16 protein-coding genes are annotated in these 24555 nt (G+C 52.7%); 12 read left to right on the top strand and 4 right to left on the bottom strand.

Annotated elements, in window-relative coordinates; translation table 11 throughout:
- Positions 1 to 274 precede the first annotated feature (274 nt).
- The gene (gene setB, locus HVY19_RS13240) at positions 275 to 1456 is read left to right on the top strand and encodes a sugar efflux transporter SetB (protein ID WP_181681042.1); all 1182 of its coding nucleotides are present in this window, start codon (positions 275 to 277) and stop codon (positions 1454 to 1456) included.
- Here the strand turns inward: setB and HVY19_RS13245 are convergent.
- A complete protein-coding gene (locus tag HVY19_RS13245) occupies positions 1453 to 4710 on the bottom strand; it encodes a CapA family protein (RefSeq protein WP_181681043.1) in 3258 nt (1085 codons plus the stop codon). The genes setB and HVY19_RS13245 overlap by 4 nt on opposite strands.
- Complete coding sequence (locus HVY19_RS13250) at positions 4664 to 5407, bottom strand: prolyl oligopeptidase family serine peptidase (RefSeq protein ID WP_249419081.1); 744 nt, start codon at positions 5405 to 5407, stop codon at positions 4664 to 4666. Before HVY19_RS13250 ends, HVY19_RS13245 begins: the two co-directional genes overlap by 47 nt.
- 263 nt (positions 5408 to 5670) lie before the next feature.
- Here HVY19_RS13250 and HVY19_RS13255 point away from each other — a divergent pair, with 263 nt between their 5' ends.
- The 9 genes from HVY19_RS13255 to HVY19_RS13295 all read left to right on the top strand — a co-directional run bounded on the left by HVY19_RS13255 (position 5671) and on the right by HVY19_RS13295 (position 20537).
- Positions 5671 to 7332, top strand: a complete 1662-nt coding sequence (locus HVY19_RS13255; protein WP_181681044.1) for a Mur ligase — start codon at positions 5671 to 5673, stop codon at positions 7330 to 7332.
- A 27-nt stretch (positions 7333 to 7359) separates the two neighbouring features.
- A complete protein-coding gene (gene lapG / locus HVY19_RS13260) occupies positions 7360 to 8064 on the top strand; it encodes a cysteine protease LapG (RefSeq protein WP_181681045.1) in 705 nt (234 codons plus the stop codon).
- 9 nt (positions 8065 to 8073) lie between these two features.
- Complete coding sequence (locus tag HVY19_RS13265; protein WP_181681046.1) at positions 8074 to 10011, top strand: LapD/MoxY N-terminal periplasmic domain-containing protein; 1938 nt, start codon at positions 8074 to 8076, stop codon at positions 10009 to 10011.
- Positions 10012 to 10156: 145 nt separating this feature from the next.
- A complete protein-coding gene (locus HVY19_RS13270) occupies positions 10157 to 10498 on the top strand; it encodes a tryptophan synthase subunit beta (RefSeq protein ID WP_181681047.1) in 342 nt (113 codons plus the stop codon).
- Positions 10499 to 10671: 173 nt separating this feature from the next.
- Entirely contained in the window at positions 10672 to 12663 is a 1992-nt protein-coding gene (locus tag HVY19_RS13275; RefSeq protein WP_181681048.1) for a retention module-containing protein, read from the top strand.
- Between the two features lie 8 nt (positions 12664 to 12671).
- Positions 12672 to 15497, top strand: a complete 2826-nt coding sequence (locus HVY19_RS13280) for a hypothetical protein (RefSeq protein WP_181681049.1) — start codon at positions 12672 to 12674, stop codon at positions 15495 to 15497.
- Between the two features lie 56 nt (positions 15498 to 15553).
- On the top strand, positions 15554 to 16906 hold the full coding sequence (locus HVY19_RS13285; RefSeq protein ID WP_181681050.1) for a TolC family outer membrane protein: 1353 nt from the start codon (positions 15554 to 15556) through the stop codon (positions 16904 to 16906).
- 96 nt (positions 16907 to 17002) lie between these two features.
- Complete coding sequence (locus HVY19_RS13290) at positions 17003 to 19186, top strand: type I secretion system permease/ATPase (RefSeq protein ID WP_181681051.1); 2184 nt, start codon at positions 17003 to 17005, stop codon at positions 19184 to 19186.
- Between the two features lie 16 nt (positions 19187 to 19202).
- Entirely contained in the window at positions 19203 to 20537 is a 1335-nt protein-coding gene (locus HVY19_RS13295) for an HlyD family type I secretion periplasmic adaptor subunit (RefSeq protein WP_249419114.1), read from the top strand.
- Here HVY19_RS13295 and HVY19_RS13300 read toward each other — a convergent pair.
- Positions 20523 to 20795, bottom strand: a complete 273-nt coding sequence (locus HVY19_RS13300) for a YkgJ family cysteine cluster protein (RefSeq protein WP_181681053.1) — start codon at positions 20793 to 20795, stop codon at positions 20523 to 20525. The genes HVY19_RS13295 and HVY19_RS13300 overlap by 15 nt on opposite strands.
- Before the next feature lie 151 nt (positions 20796 to 20946).
- On the opposite strand from HVY19_RS13300, the gene yeiP reads away from it, so the two are divergent.
- Positions 20947 to 21519, top strand: coding sequence for an elongation factor P-like protein YeiP (gene yeiP / locus HVY19_RS13305; protein WP_181681054.1), 573 nt, complete (start codon positions 20947 to 20949; stop codon positions 21517 to 21519).
- Positions 21520 to 21633: 114 nt separating this feature from the next.
- Here yeiP and uxuA read toward each other — a convergent pair whose 3' ends face one another.
- A complete protein-coding gene (gene uxuA / locus HVY19_RS13310; RefSeq protein ID WP_181681055.1) occupies positions 21634 to 22824 on the bottom strand; it encodes a mannonate dehydratase in 1191 nt (396 codons plus the stop codon).
- A 204-nt stretch (positions 22825 to 23028) separates the two neighbouring features.
- Between uxuA and HVY19_RS13315 the strand changes: the two genes are divergently transcribed.
- Positions 23029 to 24495, top strand: a complete 1467-nt coding sequence (locus tag HVY19_RS13315; protein ID WP_181681056.1) for a mannitol dehydrogenase family protein — start codon at positions 23029 to 23031, stop codon at positions 24493 to 24495.
- Positions 24496 to 24555: the final 60 nt, after the last annotated feature.

The raw sequence follows: 24555 nt of genomic DNA on the forward strand, positions 1-24555 counted from the left end.
GTTTCAAGGAGTCTTACTCTTTCCGCTTCATCACGCAAGAAAAGTCATCATTTTGTTTGCGAAAATTAGAAGTAATGCACATTTCGTCACCTGAAGCACCGTTTGCTGACGCGTCAGATGAGGCTCGCCTTACCTCGTTCAGCAGGCGTCAGCAACACACCGTTAATAATGAAATGGTATTTTGATTATTCGTGTCGAATTTGATTCTGACATCTGTTTATTTTCTGACAAGCAGCGTAGACTCCGCGTCTCGTTACAACACCGATACTGAAACATGCACAATACCCCCGCCGCCCTCGCGCCTAAAACGTTTGATTTAACGTCTACAGCCTTTCTCATCGTCGCCTTTCTCACCGGAATCGCTGGCGCACTCCAGACCCCTACGCTCAGTCTGTTTTTAACCGATGAAGTCCACGCGCGTCCGGGAATGGTCGGCTTCTTTTTTACCGGCAGCGCCGTAATCGGCATTCTGGTGAGCCAGTTTCTGGCAGGACGTTCCGATAAAAAAGGGGACCGCAAAAAGTTAATCGTCTTTTGCTGTGCGCTCGGTGTGCTGGCCTGCGTGCTGTTTGCCTGGAACCGCAATTACTTTATTTTGCTGTTTGTTGGGGTGTTTCTCAGTAGTTTTGGCTCTACCGCTAACCCACAAATGTTTGCCCTCGCCCGTGAACATGCGGATCGCACGGGGCGGGAAGCGGTCATGTTCAGCTCTATTTTGCGCGCCCAGGTTTCTCTGGCATGGGTGATAGGCCCTCCGGTGGCTTATGCGCTGGCAATGGGCTTCAGCTTTACGGTGATGTATCTGAGCGCCGCCGTCGCGTTTATCATCTGTGGTGTGATGGTGTGGTTGTTCTTGCCCTCTATGCCAAAAGAGACGACGCTCGCTACCGGAACCCTGGAAGCGCCACGTCGTAACCGACGTGACACTCTGCTGTTGTTTACGATCTGTACCTTAATGTGGGGTACCAACAGTCTGTATATCATCAACATGCCGCTGTTCATCATTAACGAGCTACATCTCCCGGAAAAACTCGCGGGTGTGATGATGGGGACCGCCGCCGGGCTGGAAATTCCCACCATGCTCATTGCCGGCTATTTTGCGAAACGACTCGGCAAACGCCTGCTGATGTGTATCGCCGTTACGGCTGGCTTTTGTTTCTATGCCGGGATGCTATTTGCCCACTCCCCCGTGGTGTTGCTTGGTTTACAGCTGCTGAACGCGATTTATATCGGTATTCTCGGGGGCATTGGTATGCTCTATTTTCAGGACTTGATGCCGGGTCAGGCAGGCGCAGCCACTACGCTTTACACCAATACCATCCGCGTGGGCTGGATTATCGCAGGTTCCCTTGCCGGGATTGCCGCCGAAATCTGGAACTACCATGCGGTGTTCTGGTTTGCACTGGTGATGATCGTCGCCACGACGGTTTGCCTGGCGCGAATTAAGAACGCTTAACCCGCCGCAGCAAATCGACCATCGAGCGGCAAAACAATGACCGGCTGCGCGCCGTTTTGCCGTTTTATCCATGCCCCTCCATTCTGAGGACGCTCTGCCAGAACCGTTCCCTGTTCACGCAACAGGCTAATTAAATGGCTGAACTCTGCTTCGCTAACGGGTCTGGGTTGCCAGAAGGTTTCCAGGTTATTGGTAAACACCGGGTGTAGTTCCAGCGCGGGGTCTTCACCGCCTAATCGCATCCGGACAATCAGCCCATAAGGCGGCATTCCACGTGCCTGATATTCCCCATTACTGTTAAAAACGGCATTGCCGATACTGTAGAGCACCCAGTTTTGCCCCATCTGCTGAATATCGCCCGGAATATGCGGACCGGAGCCAATAATCAGATCGGCACCGGAATCGATAATTCGCTGAGCGAGCAGACGCTGTTGCGGAACAGTCCAGCAGTAATCCTGCCCCCAATGGGCAAGCACAATTAGCGTTGCCGGATTGGCTCCCGCCTTTTCCTGGCGCAGCAGTTCAACAAGCCCCCCGCTGATACACGCAACGCCAGGACGACTGTGCTGTGCGTAAAAAGCACAATCTTTCTCCATGTACTGCCGAAACCAGTAGGCTGCGAAGAATTTGAAACGCCTGCCATTGATAATCAGCGTCAACGGCGCATGAGCCAACCCGGCATTCATTCCTGCACCGAAGGTTAAAATGCCCTGCTGCTTAAACGCCTCCAGCGTAGTGCGCAGTCCCGTATCCCCGGCATCCATGGCGTGATTATTTGCCAGCGAAACGGCGTGAATTCCGTGATTTTTTAAACACGTCGCGGTGGCAAGAGGATCGCCGGTCAGGCAAAAGGGTTTACGCCCGTGCAGTGCGCCCTGAAGGTTTTCGCTCAGAGCGGCCTCAAAGTTCGCCATCGTCAGATCGCTCCTGGCCAGTAAGGGGGCAATGCCCTGGAAGGGGTGATCGTAGCCGTAGCGTTGCAGCGCATCATCGATCCCGCGCCGCTGGCGTCGGCGGGTATACCATTCGCCACAATAGGTATCACCCAACAATGTCACCGTGGCTTCATCTTTCTCGAGAGCCACAACCCGTTCGTCCACAGGGAGCGGCGCTTTTTCTGTCTGCGACAGTAGCTGATCCAGTAAATAGTCGAGATGGAACGCATCATCAGCGCCGGCGGCACAGGCAAGCCAAAGCTGGCTGCCCTGTCTTTGAATGGCAAACCCCCAGCGTGGCGCACCGCCTGAACTGTAGCTGTACGCAGCCCGACCAAGCGCCTGAATATTGCTGCTTTTGCGAAAAAGCCGCTGTTCAGACACCATTTCAGTATCGGCAAACCAGTGCAATAGATGTGGGAAACGGAAATAAAAATGCTGAACCCAGCGCACGATATCCTGCACTGTTGTCTGCTGTTTATCCCCTGGCAGGCCTGACACGTTGCGGATCCCAGTATCCAGCATACCTGCCGCTTTTGCCTGTTCTTGTATCTGCGCGAGCGCCGTTGTGGTATCACCGGCGAGTTGCCGTGCAAGATGGTTAGCAGCCTCTCTTTCATTGTGAACGATCATGGCCTGCACAGAGAGTCTGGCGCTGACCGGGTTGAGGAGAGGGTTGTTTTTATCTTGCTGCCGGGTAGCAAGAAGGGTAATCAGCAGCAGATGGCTTAAGTTTCGCGGCGCAAAAAGCGCCTGAGTCTGTCGCGTAATGGGCTGTTCGCCGGTGGTGAGGTTGACTAATACGCCTGAGGTCTGCCCTTTCTGTAAGGTCAGCGCCGCGTTTTGGCGGTAGTTTTTCATCTGCGGCACGATCTGGTGGAAATCAGAATCGCTAACGCTGCCTTTAACCAGAACGACATCCCCCGCATTCAGTTCAGACATCACCGTTTTCGCCATTTCGCTCACGCGCGTAAAGTGGCCGCTGACCACGCCCGCAGGCAGTGCAGCGATCAGATCATGCATCTCTGCACCGTGCAGATAGATCTTATCAAACCCCGCGCGTAGTAAGGGCTGCGCCAGAGCCCGATGACTCTCACTGGCGAGCTCTCCCAGCGTAGCCAGTCGTCCGAGAACGGCTACCCGTCGTTGACCGGGGCGCATTTGATACAGCGACGCGACGTCAAACGCATTGCACATCGACGTCAGCGTGGCGTTGTAGTTATCATCAATGAGCGTCACTTCACCGCCGCCAGGCAGCGACATCACCCCGGTTTGTAACTTACTTTTGGCATTGCGAAAATGGGCAAGCCGCCTGGCGGCGTGTTCGACATTGCACCCGGACACGTGCATGGCAATCAGCGCTGCGACCGAGTTTCTCGCCATACCTTTGCCGGGGACGTTCAGACGATACTTAAGCGTGGAGCCATTCAATGCGATCTCGATTAATGAATATTCTGTGCCCGCCTGACAGGCCGTCACAGGAACATCTGATTCAGGATGGAAGCCATAGCTTATGACCCGCGCCCCATAACGCATGGCTTCCTGATAAACAAAATCATATTCATCCATATCGCGGTTTAATATCACATAGCCGCCGGGTAATAATGCATTGAACAGTCGGGATTTAAAGCGCGCGGTATCGTGCAGCGTTTTGACAATATCCCCAACCTGGGTCATGCCTATTTCAGTAATGATGGCGATATGTGGTTTGATCCGCAGACCTGCGCCGCCACTGCGCATCCACAACGCTGAAATAGCAACTTCCAGAACCAAAAATTGCGGATCGGTAATACATCGTGCGAGGCTGACCATCGTACCCGTGCGGGTATTATGATTCCTGCGTGTCGTCACAGTGCTACCCTCTTCCGCCAATAACATCTGCAACAGATCCTTGGTCGAGGATTTTCCCACGGTACCGGTGATGGCAATGATTCGACCATTCATTCGCCGGCGCGCTTCGTCAGCTAAAACAGGCAATATGTCATAGCTATTGTTAATGACCATTTGCGGAAATTCAGCCGGGAGTTCAGGAAGATAATGCTGAACAATCGCACCACAGAATACGTCATAATGTTTAATTAAAATCTCATGGGTGTCCTGCCAGCCGGCATAGATACCGGTATTACCGGAGCCGGCATGCCAGGTTTTATCATCCATAGCAATAAACAAACAGCTTCCGAGATCCGATTTGTTATCGTTGAGCGTCAGCGCAATATTATCGGCATACCAGTCTGCTTTCGGACGAACGGTCCATTTACTGCCAAGCAATCGCTCAAGCTCTGCGCTTCGCCATCCCCGAGGTTTTGCACTGTTTGACATATTTCACTCCCAGATTTCCTTTAAGATTATGATATTCAGGAGGATAAGCGGGCCATTCAATTAACGTGACTCGGTGTTTTTTCTCTCGTAATTCCCGCGCAAATTTTACCTGAAGCGCAAAGGGCGTGAGTCGATCCTGAAGATTACCAATAACCAGGATCCGCCGCTGCGGATCATTAATAATATTGTCAACGTGATAAAGCGGATCGTAAGGAGTTGGCAGGCCCGTAATATCTTTTCCCATATCACTGCGCTCCCCACGTTCTTTACGCAACGCTTCTGCACGATAAAGCAGATCCCAGGCACCGGAGGTCAATATGGCACAGCGAATATCATCGCGGCCAAAGGTAAGCAGTGCCGAAGCGGCGGTCGCTCCCCCACTGTGGCCGGTGAGTATGAACTGTTTGATATTGTAGCGTTCACGAAGACTGTCCAGAGTGGCATTTAGCGCCAGAAACTCGCTGCGCTGCCTGCGGTGATAGTGGTTGCCGCTGGAACCGTACGTCCCCGGCCTGGCAACAATGACCACGGGTAGCCCGGTTTGTTTACTGAGTTTTCGGGCAATTTTTCGTTGTGCAGAAGCGGTATTCGCCGGGATGGTTTTCGGGTCGCGCTTGATAAAGGGAGTGCGATCGCCTTTGAACACCACCACTACCAATGGCGCATTCTGCATATTCCCGGCGGAAAAATAACGCATACAATCAACCCCTCCGGGATATTTAACCCACACCTCATCAGAGGTTATTGGACAATTTGCGCCTACGGCTTTTTGATTCCATAGTAATGGCGTATCCGCAAAAACGTTAACGGATAAGAGGAATAAAAAAAGGGTGCAGAGATACAGCCGAAACGACATATTCCTCTCCCAAACCTAAATTATGGATAAGTGCAATTCGCAGCGGTACAAATTTGCTATTAATATGACAAGATTAACCCAGTGCAAAAATAGCGGGGTTTTAAATGGCGCTTCTTCAATTACTTGCACATATCCATTCCGCCGCCACACAATGGGATATTAGCGCGCTTTCGGCACCATTTCCTGGCGGGGTGATATTTTTCAGCGCCAGCGATGGTAAAAGCCGCGCGCATATAGCATGCGGACGCGGGCAGCGTTTCGATGATGCCTGGAATAACGGGATACTGGCGCTGCAAAACCTGCGTGGCATTCAGGATGCCGACATCATCTGGCTGAGAGTCGATATTGTCGAGCGCGTTGAAAAACTAGCCTGGGGAAAACTGTGCGAGAAATTGTCAGCCACGAAACGTAACTATTTCCGCTACGGGCTAAGTTTCGATCCCGCGTTTAATTATGCGATTCTGGAACAGGAGATTGCCGCCAATGCGTTGCTCTATGATGGCACCCAGCCCGTAGCGACGCCCAACAGTAAGAACCTTGCGCATTACACGCGTCAACGTTTTGGCGCACGGTTCGACTGGCCGCAGGAGGCAGATCAGCCAGTCTGGCGCTTCACCACCAGAGCGCTGTTCACCGACGGTAAAGCACTGTTGCCGATTGAATCCAGCGGACGAAATTCAGGCTATCGTCAATTGCCGCGCTGGCAGGATAACCTGGACACGATGATCTTCTCTGCTACCGATTATCTGGCGCGACAAATTAAACCCTCAGGACGATACGAATACGGCTGGTTTCCCTGCTTTGACCGGGCAATCCCCGCCTATAACACCTTGCGCCACGCCAGTTCAACTTACGCATTGCTGGAGGGCTGGGAATTAAGCCGCAATGATGAACACTTCATCGCGATCAAACAGGCATTAACTACTCTTAGCGAAGAGCTCATCAAACCCTATCAACTGCCTGATGGCAGCGATGCCGATTTCCTCGTCGACAGTGGGGAGGAAATTAAGCTTGGGGGCAACGCCGTTTGCATTCTGGCAATGGCAAAATATACTGAACTCACGGGAGATAAGCGTTATTTAGCGCAGATGAATCGGCTGGCAAAGGGTATTTGCGCTATGCAAAACCCAGAAACTGGTGGGTTTGTTCATGTCCTCCACGCTGCCGATTTATCAGTAAAATCTGAGCATCGCATTATCTATTATGACGGTGAAGCGGCTTTCGCACTGATGCGTTTATATGGCATCACGCACGATCCTCACTGGCTTTCCTGCGTCGAACATGCCATGGATTATTTTATCGCCCAGAAACACTGGCAGGCGCACGACCACTGGCTGAGTTACTGTGTGAATGAACTCACGCTGTATCGTCCGCAACAACGGTACTATCAGTTTGGCCTGGATAATTTGCAAGGGCACCTCGACTTTGTTCTAAACCGGGTAACCACCTACCCGACGCTACTGGAATTGATAATGGCGGCAGCAAAAATGATTTCCCGCCTGGCAGAATCTGAACATCAGTCGTTGTTAAAAGAACTCGATTTGGAAAAGTTTTATCTGGCTCTGGAAACTCGCGCCCGTTATCTGGCAAATGGTTTTTTCTGGCCGGAACTGGCCATGTTTTTTCGAAATCCATCACGTATTGTCGGCAGTTTTTTTATTCGCCACCACAGCTATCGGGTCAGGATTGATGATGTTGAGCACTATTTATCAGGGTATATCGCCTATCGAAAATACTGGCGGGCTCAGGTCACTCACTATACTTGATGGAACTCGGTTCCATAGCATGGTCGTATGAATTTGCGCGCCCACTCAACCAGAGCAGTCTCCGGCTGGAAACGATTTTTCGTGTTCTGGCTATTGATTTTGTTTCTTTTTTCTCCCGGTGGGCTGGGGGCAAGCTGGAATTTCACTGCGATTAATGCCCGGGCGCAGACATTATATGGCCCGGCAACGCCAGCGGCACAAAAGAGGATTGATCAATGGGCTGAATTGATTAATACCCTGCCGGAGGAAACAACTCAGGATAAGCTCAGGCGTGTGAATCAGTTTTTTAATCAAAAGATGATTTTTCGTGATGACAGACTGGTCTGGAAAACCGTGGATTATTGGGCGACGCCGCTGCAATTTTTGCGCAAAGGCGAAGGTGACTGCGAAGATTATGCGTTAGCCAAATATTTTACCTTGCGAGAACTTGGCGTGCCTGCCAGCCAGTTACGTATCACGTATGTGAAAGCGTTAAAACTGAATCAGGCGCATATGGTCGTGACCTGGTATTCCACGCCGGAGGCCATTCCGCTGGTTCTGGATAATTTAAATACCGCCATTTTACCGGCAACACAACGAAGAGATCTTCTCCCTGTCTATGCCTTTAACGGCGAGGGGTTATGGCTACCGCAGGCGGGAGGAAATAAACGTGTCGGCGACAGTAAGCGTTTATCTCGCTGGCAGGATCTTCTCACCAGAATGCGTGCGGAAGGATTTGTCGTTCAAGAATAGGAGAATGCCATGTCACTGTATAAGCAGCTGCTGCTCGGCATCTGTTTGTTTACGTTAACTCTTTTATGTGGAAATTACTTTATTACGCTTGAAAGCTCGCGTGAACAATACAGCAATCAACTGAGTTCGCATGCGCAGGACGCCGCCACCGCGCTTGGCGTTGCCCTGACCGGACACACGAATGACCCGGCGATGACCGAACTGATGGTGGACTCTATTTTTGATAGCGGCTATTTCGAGAGCATTCGCCTGATTGATGTTAAAAACGGAGAGCCACTAATCGAGCGCAAAGGCGCGCCACAGAATTCCAGCGTTCCGCAATGGTTCGTGCATCTGGTGAAATTACGTCCCGGTGTGGGTGACGCTATTGTGATGGATGGCTGGATTCAGGCGGCCCGCGTTGAAGTTGTCAGCCACCCGATGTTTGCGCTTACCCGGCTTTGGGACAGCATGATAGCCAGTTTACTGTGGCTGGGGCTGTGCAGTTCAATCAGCATCCTGTGTGCCATGTTCATGCTTCACCGCAGCCTGCGCCCCCTGAATCATGTTGTTGAGCAGGCGCTTTCGATTTGCCGTCGCGAATTTCGCAAAGTCACCGATATGCCGAAAACCCCCGAACTGATGCGCGTTGTCGAAGCCAGCAATATGATGGTGACGCAACTTAAAGCTTTGTTTCATGAGCAAGCAGAACGGGCGGAATCCTTGCGTGAGGCCGCCTATCGCGACAGCCTGACCCAGTTAAATAACCGACGCGCCTTTGATATCAAATTAGAGGCATTAGTGACAGATGAAGAGAATAAAACCGGCAATCTGATTTTACTGCGCGTTAAAGATCTGATGGGATTAAACCAGCGGATCGGCGGAGCAAAAACGGATGAATTGCTGAAATCAATCGCCAATATTTTGCGCGATATTCAGGCTCGCTTTTTGCCTAACGACGGTTTCCTTGCCCGCGTTCGCGGCAGTGAATTTGCCCTTCTTACCGGCGAGCTTTTACCGCCCGAACTGGAACAAACATTAGTCGCTAAACTGAAATCTTTTTCTGATATCGGGTTCGGCGATGACACCGCGATTGCGCATTTTGCCCATGTTATCTTTCGCAGAGGGGATGCACCGCAAGCGATATTAAGCCAGGCCGATAATGCTCTGGCAGCAGCTGAATCTGACAAACGTTATTCTACTAATCCGCAGATATACGAAAATAGCTATGGCGAAGAGAGTCAACACCAATGGCTTATTAAACTAGAAAATGTACTTAAGACAGAAAGTTTTATTCTTTTTGCTCAGCCTGTATTCTCCTGCAGCGAGCCAGAACGTATTTTACACTATAAAATTCTGGCAAGAATAAAAGAAGATAACGGAGAAATAACACCTGCCGGACGTTTCATGCCCTGGATACATCAGTTTTCACTCAATTGTCGTATGGACTTAGTGATAATAAAACAAATACTACGAGAAAAGATAAAAAATTCATATCCTTTGGCTCTGAGCATAAGCGGCGAAACTGTCGCAACCGATGAAAACTTAAATGCGATATTACATCTCTTAAAAAATTCGCCAAAACAAGCAAGTCGCTTAACCTTTGAGTTAGATGAAAACGAACTGCCTGATGCCGAACGGGTTAGCTATGTTGTAAAAAAACTGAAAGAAGTGGGATGTCGTCTGGGTATTCAGCATTTTGGCGGCCGATTCAATTTAGTAGGCAATTTACCGCAATGGGGATTAGCCTGGATAAAGGTCGACGGTGCTTATATTCATCTTATTGATATAGAAGAAGATAAAAGAATGTTTATTGAGGCAATGTATTGGGCGACCCGACAAATTGATCTACCACTTATTGCAGAACGAGTGGAAACATCTGGAGAATTAGCGATACTCAATAAAATAGGCCTCTACGGTGCAATGGGCCGCTATCTTGGCGAGCCCGGTTTATTATCAGAACAATAAGTTATATACGCTAAAGAATGCGAGTTGCACGAAGCGGCAAAACCAGGAATTCCCAGGAGCATAGATTACTCTGTGACTGGGATGAGTGAGCGCAGCCAACGCACAGACAACTTGAAGTATAACGGGAATAAAATGGAGACTTAACATGTTCTACATTGAACGCGATGCTGAAGGACACATCACCCGAATAGAAACCACACCGTTTGCAGGAATGGTGGAACAACATGCAGACAAAACCGAAGAAATAACCGAATGGTTTCATTTACAAGAACTACGTGACGCGACGCTTAAACGACTCCAGCAAAGCGACCTTGAGATGGTTCGTGTCCTTGAAGATCTTATTGAAGTATTGATGAGTAAAGGAATTATCAGTATTACCGATCTTCCTCAAGCGGCTCAAAGCAAACTTATTAATCGTACCCAGGCGCGACTCAAACTCAGCGGTCTGGAACGTTTAATTGATGACGAAGATGAAGGCATATTTTAAATAAAGCATTTACTTAAATTAAATTTTCAATCTATTGCATTGTCAGAAAACCAAACAGCAGAAAAACCATTCTGATTATGCGTGTATTAATCCATCAGTAACTTATTCGTTTTAGCTACAGTGGGGAAGATATTTAATATCGGAAGTCTTGCGGATTATATGGGGCAGCTATTATGAGCATCGGGGTCGTCAAATCAGTTATAGGACAAGTATTTGCGACTTCCCCAGATGGGAGCAGACACCTGTTAGTTGAAGGTGACACAATCCAGGAAGGGGATCAAATAGATACCGGTGCCGCTGGCGCCATCTCTATTGTATTGTCCGATGGCAGAACCCTCGATTTAGGTCGGGACACCCACTGGGATAGCGCCAACCTCACGCTGGTGCCAGAAAGCGATACCCCATTAACGGACGTTGAACAGATCCAGCAGGACATTGCTGCTGGGCAAGACCCTACCCAAACTCTTGAAGCCCCAGCCGCTGGTCCCAATGCCACGCCAACTGTCCCCGGAAGTCCGGCTGAAGAAGGCGATGGACACACCAATGTCATACTCGACCTCACTGGCGAGATCCTCGATCCCACAGCCGGTTACCCTACCGCGGGCATTGATAGTCCCGATGATACCCCCATCGAAGAACTCACCCTCCCCGCCTCTGAACAAGGGGATGATCTAGCCGGCGAGGATGAGGATGCCGATGCAGACGCTGATGCAGACGCAGATTCCGATGCAGATGCAGACGCTGATGCAGATTCCGATGCAGACGCCGACGCCGACTCAGATGCTGATGCCGACGCGGATGCAGACGCAGATGCCGATTCGGACGCCGATGCGGATGCTGATGCCGATGCAGACGCCGACGCAGACGCAGACGCTGACGCCGATGCGGACGCCGATGCGGACGCTGATGCAGACGCCGATGCAGACACCGATGCCGATTCGGATGCCGATGCGGACTCTGACGCCGATGCCGATGCGGATGCCGACACCGATGCAGATGCCGATGCAGATGCCGATGCGGACGCCGATTCGGACGCCGATTCGGATGCAGACGCTGATTCGGATGCCGACGCTGATTTGGATGCCGACGCGGACGCCGATTCCGACTCTGACGCCGATGCAGATTCAGATGCTGATGCTGATGCGGATGCCGACACCGATGCCGATTCCGATGCAGACGCCGATGCGACACAGATGCCGATGCGGATACGGATGCCGATGCGGATACCGACGCCGACGCTGATGCTGATGCAGATTCCGACACGGACGCCGATGTCGACGCAGACGCTGATGCTGATTCAGACGCAGACACCGATGCGGATGCGGATGCCGACGCGGACGCCGATTCCGACTCTGACGCCGATGTTGATTCGGACGCCGATTCCGATGCAGATGCCGATACCGATGCAGATGCCGACACCGACGCGGATGCCGATGCGGACGCCGATGCGGACGCTGACGCAGACGCTGATTCGGATGCCGACGCGGATGCTGATGCTGATGCTGATGCTGATGCTGATGCCGATTCCGATGCAGATGCAGATGCAGATGCAGACACCGATGCCGACGCGGATGCTGATGCTGATACCGATGCAGATGCTGATGCTGATGCTGATGCTGATTCAGACGCAGACACCGATGCGGATGCAGATGCCGACTCAGATGCTGATGCCGATGCCGATGCCGATGCGGATTCCGACGCGGACGCAGACTCCGACGCTGATACTGATGCGGATGCAGATGCAGATGCAGACGCGGATGCAGATTCCGATGCAGATTCAGATGCCGATGCGGATGCAGATTCAGATGCCGATGCGGATGCAGATTCCGATTCGGATGCAGATGCCGATGCGGATGCCGATTCGGATGCCGATTCGGATGCCGATTCGGATGCCGATTCGGATTCAGACGCGGATACCGATGCAGATGCCGATGCAGACGCGGATACCGATGCAGATTCGGATGCCGATGCAGATTCAGATGCTGATGCCGATTCCGACGCAGATGCAGATGCCGATTCGGATGCAGATGCGGACGCCGACACAGACGCAGATGCCGACGCTGATGCAGATTCCGACGCGGACGCCGATTCGGACTCAGACGCAGATGCCGATTCAGATGCGGACACCAGTACTGGACCGAAAGCCGATTCCAGTGCGCATCTGACGGTCACCTTGACCCCGGGCGATAGTACGGAAGATTCATCCGATAACGAGATTACTCATATTAATGGCGGTAGCGATAACCCGAACGGCTATGACATTCAGAACGGTGTGATTATCTCTATCGGCGATAACGTGCAGATCTGGCTAACGCCGGACAGCCCGGATGGTGCAATCCAGGGCGATCACGTTCCAGAATGCAGTGACCCAAGCCAGATCCACTATTACGACAGCAACGGCAACGTGAACGGCAGCTCCGGCGAGCATACGGATATCTTTGTAGTAGGCGACCACACCGGCGGCTATTACCAGCAGGGCGACTGGGCTAACGACCATTATGACTTCAGGCCGGTGAATAATATTACCGGTAATCAGGGCGTCCCGGAGGGCGAAGCTGGCAAGGACTATATCTTTGTCACTGGCGATAGCGACAACTACAACGTCACGGGCGTCGATCACCCGCAGAACCACCAAAACAACACCGTTGATAATGTGCAAATTACCAACAACACAACGGGCTCGCACCCAATTGGTAATGCCAACGGTATCGAAGGAATTGTCTTTGGCGACGGGCCGTCTGCCTCACTGGGTGGGGATACTGATGTCACTCATTCTGTCACGCTGAACCTCGATGTCGATCTTGATAGCACAGACAGCAACGATCATCTGTCATCCATTACGATTGACGGTTTGCCGGAAGGGGCTGAGTTCGGTGGGGAATATACCAGCGTGACGTATGACCCCGAAAACGGCACTTACACCCTCACCTTCGACGACGACACGACCCACTATGACGGGCAGGTGACGGTGACGCTGCCGGAAGGTCAGGACAGCATCGGCGATGTCACAATAGATGTGGACTCCACGGTGTCCGATGAGCTCGATCATCATTTTACCTTTGATGGAGATGAAGGCGGGCAGCTCGTCAGCGATACGGATGGCGCCTCCGCTGATACTGAACATGATACGGCGGCAGAAGCGCCCGTCGATGATGTCGCAACTGATGATGGCCAGCCCGCCGCGTCAGATATTGCCCCTGTTGAGATCGGCGAGGCGACGCCGGAGGTGGCAGCAGGCGATGAGCAGCCTGACGCATCCGATATCACAGACACCGTGCCTGATACGGCGCAAACCCTGATCGCAACTGAGGGGGCCGATGTGCACCTCATCGTCGATGCCTCGTCTGGCGGCAACGCCGGTGACGGCAGTGACAACACCGTGATGCATATCAACGGCGGCAGTGACGATCCGAATGGCTACGATGTGCAAAATGGCGTGATTATCGCTATTGGCGATAACGTGCAAATCTGGCTGACGCCGGACAGCCCGGACGGCACGATCCGGGGCGATCACGTTCCTGAGAGCAGTAATCCGAACCAGATCCATTATTACGACAGCAACGGCAACGTGAATGCCAGCTCTGGTCAGCATACCGATATCTTCGTTGTTGGCGAACATACCGGTGGCTATTACCAGCAGGGTGACTGGGCAAACGATCATTATGACTTCCGCCCCATCAACAACATTACGGGCAATCAGGGCGTGCCGGAAGGCTCCGCCGGGAAAGACTATATCTTCGTCACTGGCGACAGCAGCAACTACAACGTGTCGGGCGTCGACCACCCGGATAACCACCAGAACAACTCTATCGACAACCTGCAAATTACCCATTCTGAAAACGGGTCGCACCCGATTGGTAATGCAAATGGTATCGAAGGGGTTGTGTTTGGTGACGGCCCTTCCCCACCCCTTGGCGGCGCGACCGATGTCACCCACGATGCCACGTTGGATCTCGATATCCATCTGCAAAGCGGCGACAGCAGCGATCATCTGACCTCAATCACCCTAACCGGTCTGCCGGAGGGCGCGCACTTTAGCGGAGAGTATACCGACGTCAGCTACGACAGCGACCATGGGTCGTACACCCTGACCTTTGACGATCAGACAACGCATTACGAAGGTCAGGTTTCGGTTGAATTACCGGAAGGTCAGCAGAGTATCGGTGACGTCTCGCTGGAGGTGAACTCTACCACTTCCGAGCACCACGATACGGATTTCAGCTTCAATGCGGAAGACGGTGCGCACTTTGAAAGTGGGACCGGTACGGATAACAGTGACGATCATCCTGCTGACGACGCGTCAGACACTGACCATGCCGAAGCCGGCAGCGAAACCGCTGACGATCATCCGCAGGACGATGCCCAACCCGATCAGCAGACAGATGCGGACAATACGACGGCGCAGAATGTCGATACCGGTAGCACCGAGCATGAAGCGGATAGCGCCGCAGACGGCGGCGATCATGAACTGTCGCTGTTGGATACCGAAGATATCTACATGGACTTTGGCGCTCTCGCAGGGGATGACGCCGAGGCCCATGACAGCGATGGAGGTGGCGGTGGCGGTGGCGGTGGCAAAGGCCATGGTCATGAGCAAGATCACGGACAGGGGAATGCATATGCCTATGGCCACGATAAAGACCATGGACAGTCCGATGATCATCGGTCCGATCATGACCAGTCCGGAAACCAGGGTAAGAGCGACATTGCGCAACAGGGCCATGATGCGGACCACGCCGATCAGTCCGCGCATAGTCTGGATCAGGAGCAGCCGCTTAACTTCAGCGACATCATTCACGACAGTGACGAACATCAGGATCTGGCCAGTCTGATTCAGGGTGAAAGCCCCCCTGCCGTACCGGTCGATCCGAAAGATGGCCCTGAGCCGCATGGTCATGGCGCGCCGGTTGAAGGCGCTGATGACGCAGGACACGGCGGTGGTGGTCACGACGACATGGATAACTTGATTGCTAAGCCTGACAGCGACGGAAATACCTAATGCAGGTGGCGGTTTGCCTGGTAACAAAACTTTATCGCAGAGCACGGGGTGACATTATGTCTTATCGCAACATGCTGTTATTTGGAGTCTGGATCCCACTGCTTTCTCTTAACAGCGCTGACGCCACGACGCTTGAGCAAGCGGTGAAGGATGCCATCATTTGGCATCCCGAGATCAGTGCGTCCAGCAATCGTCGCTTATCGGCAGAGCAGGATCTGCGCGCCGCGCGCGGAGGATATTATCCGAGCATTGATGCCACTGCGGGCACCGGCTGGGAACAAACCGACAACTCTTCAACGCGCGCCGATGGCGAACACAGGCGAAACCTGCAGCGCAATGAATCCAGCATAATGGTGACGCAGAACCTGTTTAACGGATTCGCCACCCGTAGTGAAGTTGCCCGACAGACCGCCACTGTGAATTCCCGCGCCTGGACGGTGATGGACACCAGTGAATCTACCGCGTTGACGGCGATCCAGAGCTATCTGGATGTGCTTAGAGGCCAACAAATGGTGCTTCTCGCGGAAGATAACCTGAAAAATCACCAGCGTATTTTCGACCAGATCACCTTACGTACCGAGCAAGGCGTTGGTCGTCAGGCGGACTACGAACAGGCTGAAGCCCGTCTGGCGCAAGCGCGTAACAACCTGCTGACCGAACAAACGAATCTCGAAGACTCGATGGCGAACTATCAAAGCGTTGTCGGCAAAGAACCCGAAAACCTCACCATGCCGGAGAAATTTCCTGTCCCTGAATCGCTGGATGCCGCGCGCAAAGTGATGCTGCAAGACAGCCCTTTGTTGAAGCAGGCCAGTGCGGACGTGGAGGCTACACGCCAACAATATGAAGCCGCAAAATCACGCTTCTACCCCAGCGTAAACGTTGAAGTGGGACGCACGATGAACGACAACATTGACGGCACCCGGGGCCATAGTCAGGAATGGCAGGCGATGGTGAAAATGCGTTACAACCTGTACAACGGCGGCAGTGATGACGCGGCATTAATGTCCGATGCCTACAAAATGAAAGAGGCGCAGGATGTAAAAAATAACGCCTTACGCCAGCTTAACGAAGAGTTACGCCTTTCCTGGAACGCCTTACAAAACGCCGAAAAACAACTGCCCATCGCGAAAGATTATGCTGACCGAAGCATGACGGTGCGCAGCGCTTATCAGGAGCAGTTCAGTTTAGGCGATCGATCCCTGCTGGATATGCTGGACAGCGAAAACGAAGTGTTCACCGCGCAGCGCCGCTATGTCGAATTGCAGTTTACTGAAATGTTCTCTACGTACCGTATCAACGCCCGCACGGGAACATTACTCAAGGCGCTGAAGGTTCAGCCACCGTCCTCGTCGCTTCCCATTGAAGAGACACAAACAACAAACGTTGAGTTACCAGAACTGAAATAACAGTTTGGGTAGGGGTATTTCAGGTCTTCCTGATGGGGTATGCCCTTCTTGGTTCTTCAGGATAGCGGTTTTGCCGCTGAGCTGTGAGGTCAGAATATGACGCAACCTAGTGATTCTCAAGACAACGCCTTTTCGCATTCTGATGATGTGCTCAGAAGCGATCCCCGGCTAACCCATGACGATCCGTTATTAGATTGTCTGATGATTGTGTGCACGCTGCACAATATCACGACATCACGTCACGCATTGACCTCCGGGCTGCCGCTAAAAAATCATACTCTGATCCTGAGTATTTTCCCTCGCGCTGCTGCCCGTGCCGGTCTGAAGGCAAGAACGATCCAGCGGCCGCTGGAGACGATCTCTGTCCACTCACTCCCGGCTATCGTATTGCTGAAAAATAATCAGGCGGCGGTGCTGGTTGCCCTGAATGAACAGCAGGCCAGGCTGTTACCGAGTGAAACGGAGGGAGGTGAAATTTCCCTGTCGCGTGAAGAACTCGCGGAGAACTATACCGGGGTCGCGATTTTCTTACAGCCCGAACATGAATACGACACCCAGCCAACGGCGATGATCCCACGCACCAAAAACTGGTTCCAGGATACGCTGAAGCTGTCGAAATTCCTCTATATCGATGCCGTGATTGCCAGTCTGCTGATCAACATTATCGCACTGGCCTCGCCGCTGTTTGTGATGAACGTGTATGACCGTGTCGTCCCTAATCAGGCGACGGCGACGCTATGGGTACTGGCCGTCGGCATCACCATCGCCTATTTCTTTGATCTTATACTTAAAGTATTACGCGGCATGTGTCTGGATCTGGCCGGTAAAAAGACTGATTTGATTGTTTCTGCCGCATTATTTGAACGGATGCTGGGCATGAAAATGAAGCTCCGCCCCACTCGGGTGGGGAGCTTTGCGCAAAACTTTCAGGAATATCAGTCGGTGCGTGATTTTCTCTCTTCGCTGACGCTGACCGGCATGATCGATTTTCCGTTCACCCTGCTGATTATTCTGGTCATCGGTATAATCGGCGGCCCTCTGGTGTTTATTCCTCTGGCTGCCTATCCGGTCGCGTTGATCGGCAACTGGCTCCTTCAGCGCCCGCTAATGTCCAGAGTGCAGAAAACGTTCCGCCTTTCCAGCGAACGCCAGGCCATGCTGGTCGAAACGCTGACCGGTCTGGATGCCATTAAGGTCAATAACGCCCAAAGCGAACGCCAGTACCAGTGGGAACAGATTATCGGTCAGCTCAGCAAAATGGAGCTGAAGGTAAAATCACTTTCGTTTGTCGCCGTGAACTTTACCTCCTGGGTTCAGCAGGTCAGCGGCGTGGCAATTATTGTCGCCGGGGTTTATGTGATTATCACCGGTAATCTCAGCCAGGGCGGACTGGTGGCCTGCTATCTGTTGCATCGCCGCGCAATGATGCCCGTGGGCCAACTCTGCGGACTGATTACCCGTTACCAGCGTGCCAAAACCACCAAAGAGACGGTGGATCGGATGATGGACCTGGAACAGGAAGTTCATGACGAAGAGGTGCCGTTAAAACGCGAAAAACTGTCTGGCTCGATTGAGTTCCGTGATGTCACCTTCCACTACCCCGGCAATCAATATACGTCACTCAACGGTATCTCTCTGACGATCAAGCCCGGGGAGAAGATCGGCATTATCGGTCGCAGCGGCTCGGGCAAAAGTTCACTGGCAAAATTACTGGTGAGCTTTTATCAGCCCGATTCAGGCAGCATTCTGATTGATGATATTGATTCACGGCAGTTGGACGTCCATGAACTGCGCCACAACATCGGCTACGCGCCGCAGGATATTCATTTATTCAGCGGCACGCTGCGCGACAATTTGCTGTATGGCGCCAGCTATATGAGCGAAGAAGATATGCTGCGCGTGGCAACGATTACCGGCGTGCATGAATTCGCCCGCCGCCATCCTTCCGGTTATAACATGCGGGTCGGTGAGCGTGGCATGAACCTTTCCGGCGGTCAGCGTCAGGCGGTGGCGCTGGCGCGCGCCCTGCTCCTCGATCCTCCAATATTGCTCATGGACGAACCCACCAGCTCAATGGATAACACCAGCGAGGAGTTAATCAAAAAAGCGTTGATCCCGGTGGTGGAAAATAAAACGCTTCTGTTGGTGACTCACCGCGCCTCACTGCTGTCATTGGTTGAACGTCTCATCATTCTCGATAACGGCAAAATCATCGCCGACGGTCCGAAAGAGAACGTCATGAGCGCACTGAAGAAGGGGCAAATCCATGCGAATCGTTGACAGGCTGAGCCAGCTCATGAGCTGGCTGTTTGGTGAAAGAAAATCCACACCAATCGCCATTAATGAAGTCAATCAGGCGGTAATCGATGACTCACCTCGCGTCATCCGCATTACGCTATGGGCGATTTTTGCCTTTTTTATCGTGATGTTTCTGTGGTCAGCATTTTCTAACATTGATGAAGTCACGCGCGGCGAAGGACGGGCAATCCCTTCCGCGCGGCTGCAAAAGATCCAAAACCTGGAAGGTGGCATCGTGGCGCAGGTTTACGTTAAGGAAGGTGATGTGGTGAAAGCCGGTCAGCCGCTGATTCGTCTGGATGACACCCGCTTTCGCTCGAACGCCGGAGAAACGGACGCCGATCGCATGGCATTACGGGCGCGGGTTCAGCGCCTGACCGCGCAAATCAATGGCGAAACGACGCTCACGCTGTCTCCCGATATCCTGGAGAAAGCGCCGGATATTGCCAAAGGCGAAATGGAGCTGTTCACCAGTATCAACAATCGCGTAAACAGCACGCTTTCGGGGCTTAACGAACAGCTGATCCAGAAGAAGCAAGAGCTTCTCGATATGCAGTCAAAGGGGGAGCAGTATGCGAAGGGGCTGAAATTACTGCAACAGGAAATTGGCCTTTCCAAACCCCTGGTTGCCAAAGGGGCCATCTCGCGCGTTGAAGTGTTGCGTCTGGAGCGAACGGAAGTGGAAACACGCGGCCAGTTAAACTCCACGCTGGTAGCGATACCCGGCGCAGCGGCGGCGGTGAAAGAGATTGAAAGCAAAATTAAGGAGACGCAGGACAGTACCCGCAGTGACGCGCTCACCCAGTTAAATGAAGCCCGCACCGAGCTCAGTAAAGCGGACGCCACGGGCAAAGCGATCGAAGACCGGGTGAATCGTACGATGGTGGTTTCACCGGTGCGCGGCATTGTGCAGCAAATTATGGTTAACACCATCGGCGGCGTTATTCAGCCCGGTAATGATATGGTTGAAATCGTTCCGCTGGATGACACTCTGCTGATTGCAGCGAAAGTGCGTCCTCAGGATATTGCCTTCATCCATCCCGGACAGGAAGCGATGGTGAAATTTTCCGCTTACGATTACACCGTTTACGGGGGACTACCGGGTAAACTGGTACAAATCAGCCCGGATACGGTGACGGACAAGGATGGCAACAGTTTTTACGTGATACGGTTGCGCACCGACAGAAACCATCTGGGTACTGACGACAAGCCGCTGCTTATTATCCCCGGCATGGTGGCCTCGGTGGATATCATTACCGGTAAGCGGAGTATTCTTCACTACCTGATGAAACCGATCCTGCGGGCAAGAGCGGATGCGTTACATGAAAGGTAAGCTGGCAGGGGAAGTTTCATCCTCAAGCCTGATCAAATAGATCATCGCTTCATCGCGGTGGGTTAAGCACATTTCTGGCGAAGGTTGCAGGCTGCCGCAAACTTTTGGCCGCAGGGACGAGCCGAAAATATTGCACAGGTTGTCATCCGATAACTGGACGCACCGGGTGTTCGCAGGCTTGCCCTGCGGCATTCCGGGAATGGGGCTTGAAATTGACGGCGCTATACAACACGCCCCGCAATCCGGACGGCATTCCATATCTGACTCTCTTCTTGTGACCACCGGATCGGGAGTCGCACAGTACCACCTTTTTTGCACCAGCAAAAGTGTGAATTCCGCTTGCCTGAAAGCCCCGCCGCGAGTAGTTTGACGCGATTATTTTACTCATTTTCACAACAGGATCTTTTCGATGCCAAGAGCGAACGAAATCAAAAAAGGTATGGTACTGAATTACAATGGCAAACTGCTGATTGTTAAAGATATTGACATTCAGTCTCCCACCGCCCGTGGCGCAGCAACGCTGTACAAAATGCGTTTTTCCGATGTCCGTACAGGCCTGAAAGTGGAAGAGCGTTTCAAGGGCGATGATATTGTCGATACCGTTACCCTGACGCGTCGTGGCGTTGATTTTTCGTATATCGATGGCAACGAATACGTCTTTATGGATAAAGAAGATTACACACCGTATATCTTCACGAAAGATCAGATTGAAGAAGAGCTGCTGTTTATGCCGGAAGGTGGGATGCCTGACATGCAGGTGCTGCTCTGGGATAGCCAACTGCTGGCGCTGGAACTGCCGCAGACGGTTGATCTGGAAATCGTCGAAACGGCACCGGGCATCAAAGGAGCTTCCGCCAGTGCGCGCAACAAGCCTGCGACGCTCACTACCGGTCTGGTGATTCTGATCCCTGAGTACCTGAGCGCGGGCGAGAAAATCCGCATTCATATCGAAGAACGTCGTTATATGGGACGCGCGGATTAATTATCCGGCAGGGAAAACAGTGCCGGATGGCGGCGTTTTCAACGCCTTATCCGGCCTACTGCTACTTCCCCGTAGGCCCGATAAGCAACGCGCCATCGGGCATTTATCCTGAAGCTAGAGCAAATCGCGGAACTGGGTCATTTTCAGCGCCAGTTCAACACCGCGTACCTCAGCCAGCCCTTTCAGACGACCTATTGCCGAATATCCCGGATTGGTTTTCTTGTGCAGATCGTCCAGCATCTGGTGCCCATGATCCGGACGCATCGGGATCGGGCGCAAATCGCCCGCGTTCTTGCGACGCTGCTCTTCCGCCAGAATAGCCGTCACCACCGCCACCATATCCACATCGCCCTGCAAATGAGCGCCTTCGTGGAAGGTTTTCGGGTTCTCTTCCCGGCAGGTTGAACGCAGATGGGTAAAGTGAATACGATCGCCAAAGGTTTCGATCATTTTCACCAGGTCGTTATCCGCGCGCACCCCGTAAGAACCGGTACACATGGTGAAGCCGTTATGAATACTGTCGACCGTTTCTTTAAGCCACTGCATATCTTCAATGGTCGATACAATGCGCGGCAGCCCCAGAATCGGGCGCGGCGGATCGTCCGGATGAACGGCCAGGCGCACACCAACCTCTTCCGCAACAGGCACAATGGCTCGCAGGAACACGGCCATATTGTCGCGTAAATCGTCTTTGCTGATGCCGTCATACTCTGCCAGACGCGCACGGAACTGATCGAGGGTGTAGCCCTCCTCCGCGCCCGGTAGCCCGGCAATAATGTTGCGGGTGAGCTTTTCAATCTCTTGAGCACTCATCGCATTAAAATAGGCCTGCGCCTGACGCTGCTCTTCCTCACTGTAATCCGCTTCGGCACCCGCACGCTTCAGGATATGTAACTCAAACGCGGCGAAGGCGATTTGATCAAACCGCAGCGCTCTGGAGCCGTCCGGCATTTCGTATTCAAGATCGGTACGCGTCCAGTCGAGGATCGGCATAAAGTTGTAGCAGACGGTATCAATGCCGCAGGTCGCCAGGTTACGAATACTCTGCTGATAGTTGGCAATCCATGTCTGATACTGCCCGGAGCGGGTTTTGATATCTTCATGTACCGGGATGCTTTCAACCACCGACCAGGTGAGGCCTTTTTCAGCCAGAACCGCCTGACGCTTTTTGATCTCTTCCACTGGCCACACTTCGCCATTGGGAATGTGGTGCAATGCCGTCACAACACCCGTTGCGCCAGCCTGACGCACGTCATCAAGGGAAACTGGATCGTTCGGTCCGTACCAACGCCAGGTTTGTTCCATTGCTTCACCTCACAAGTTGTTATACCAAATTAATGTTGCCACATGACGACTACCATACAGGCTTCTCAATGAGGATCAACAAACGCCCAATGGTTGGTTGATCCAGCTCACATTAACCGGATAAACACGGCTTACCAATTTTATTTGCTGTCATATAACTTTACACTGAGCTTGTTAATTTATCGTTAATCAGGTGTATGGAAAATGACTACAATTGCCTCAGCAACGCTGCCGAAAACCGTGCAAACGCCCCGCTACGATCGACAAAAACTCCAGACCCGAATCGTGCATTTTGGCTTTGGCGCCTTCCATCGCGCACATCAGGCGTTACTGACTGACCGGGTACTGAATACTCAGGGTGGTGACTGGGGAATCGGTGAAATAAGCCTTTTCAGCGGCGATACGCTGATGAGCCAACTGCGCAAGCAGGACCATTTATACACCGTTCTGGAAAAAGGGGCCGATGGCAATCAGGCAATTATAGTCGGTGCGGTCAATGAATGTCTGAATGCAAAACTCGACTCACTGGCGGCGATTATCGAAAAGTTCTGCGAGCCGCAGGTGGCCATCGTCTCGTTGACCATTACCGAGAAGGGTTACTGTATTGACCCCGCCACCGGGATGCTCGATGTGGGTAATCCACGTATTGTTCATGACCTCGAGACGCCCGAAGCGCCGCATTCTGCCCCCGGTATTCTGGTTGAGGCGCTGTCGCGCAGACATCTGCGGGGTTTACCTCCGTTTACCGTTCTCTCCTGCGATAACATACCTGACAACGGACATGTTGTGAAAAACGCGGTTCTGGGCATGGCCGAACGCCGTTCCCCAGCGCTGGCGGCGTGGATCCGCGAGCACGTGAGTTTTCCTGGCACGATGGTGGACCGCATTGTGCCGGCCGCCACCGAAGAGTCGCTGGATGAAATTACCCGTGAACTGGGCGTGGCGGACCCCTGCGCTATCAGCTGTGAGCCATTTATCCAGTGGGTGGTGGAAGATAACTTTGTCGCAGGCCGTCCACAATGGGAAGCTGCTGGCGTACAGATGGTAAGTGATGTTTTGCCCTGGGAGGAGATGAAACTGCGGATGCTGAACGGCAGCCACTCGTTTCTCGCGTATCTGGGATATCTGGCCGGATTCCAGCATATTAGCGACTGTATGCAGGATAGCGCGTTCCGTGACGCGGCTTATCGACTGATGATGGATGAGCAGGCACCAACGCTACGCATCACTGATGTGGATTTGGCTGGCTATGCAACCAGCCTGATAACGCGTTTTGCTAATCCGGCGCTTAAGCACAAGACCTGGCAAATCGCGATGGACGGTAGCCAGAAGCTGCCACAGCGCATGCTTGCCGGTATTCGGGTTCATCTGGAACGCGGCAGCGCCTGGCCGCTGTTGGCGCTGGGGGTGGCCGGATGGATGCGCTACGTCAGCGGCACAGATGATGCCGGTAAGGCGATTGATGTTCGCGATCCGCTGGCCGACAAGATTCGTGCAGCGGTTGCCAGCAGCAGCGAGGAGGAACGGGTGATGGCCCTGCTCTCATTGCAGGAAATTTTCGCCACCGATCTCATTGAGCAACCGGGTTTTGTTCAGGCTGTTGAATCTGCCTGGCAACGCATCAGACAATATGGTGCCCATCAGGCGGTCATTGATGCACTCAAAAATTAACAATTTCTGCCCTTAAGGCGAACGAGAAGGCTCTTCGTTCGCCCTTCGCTTCTCTTTTCA

Source organism: Citrobacter sp. RHB25-C09 (assembly GCF_013836145.1).
Lineage (GTDB): Bacteria > Pseudomonadota > Gammaproteobacteria > Enterobacterales > Enterobacteriaceae > Citrobacter_A.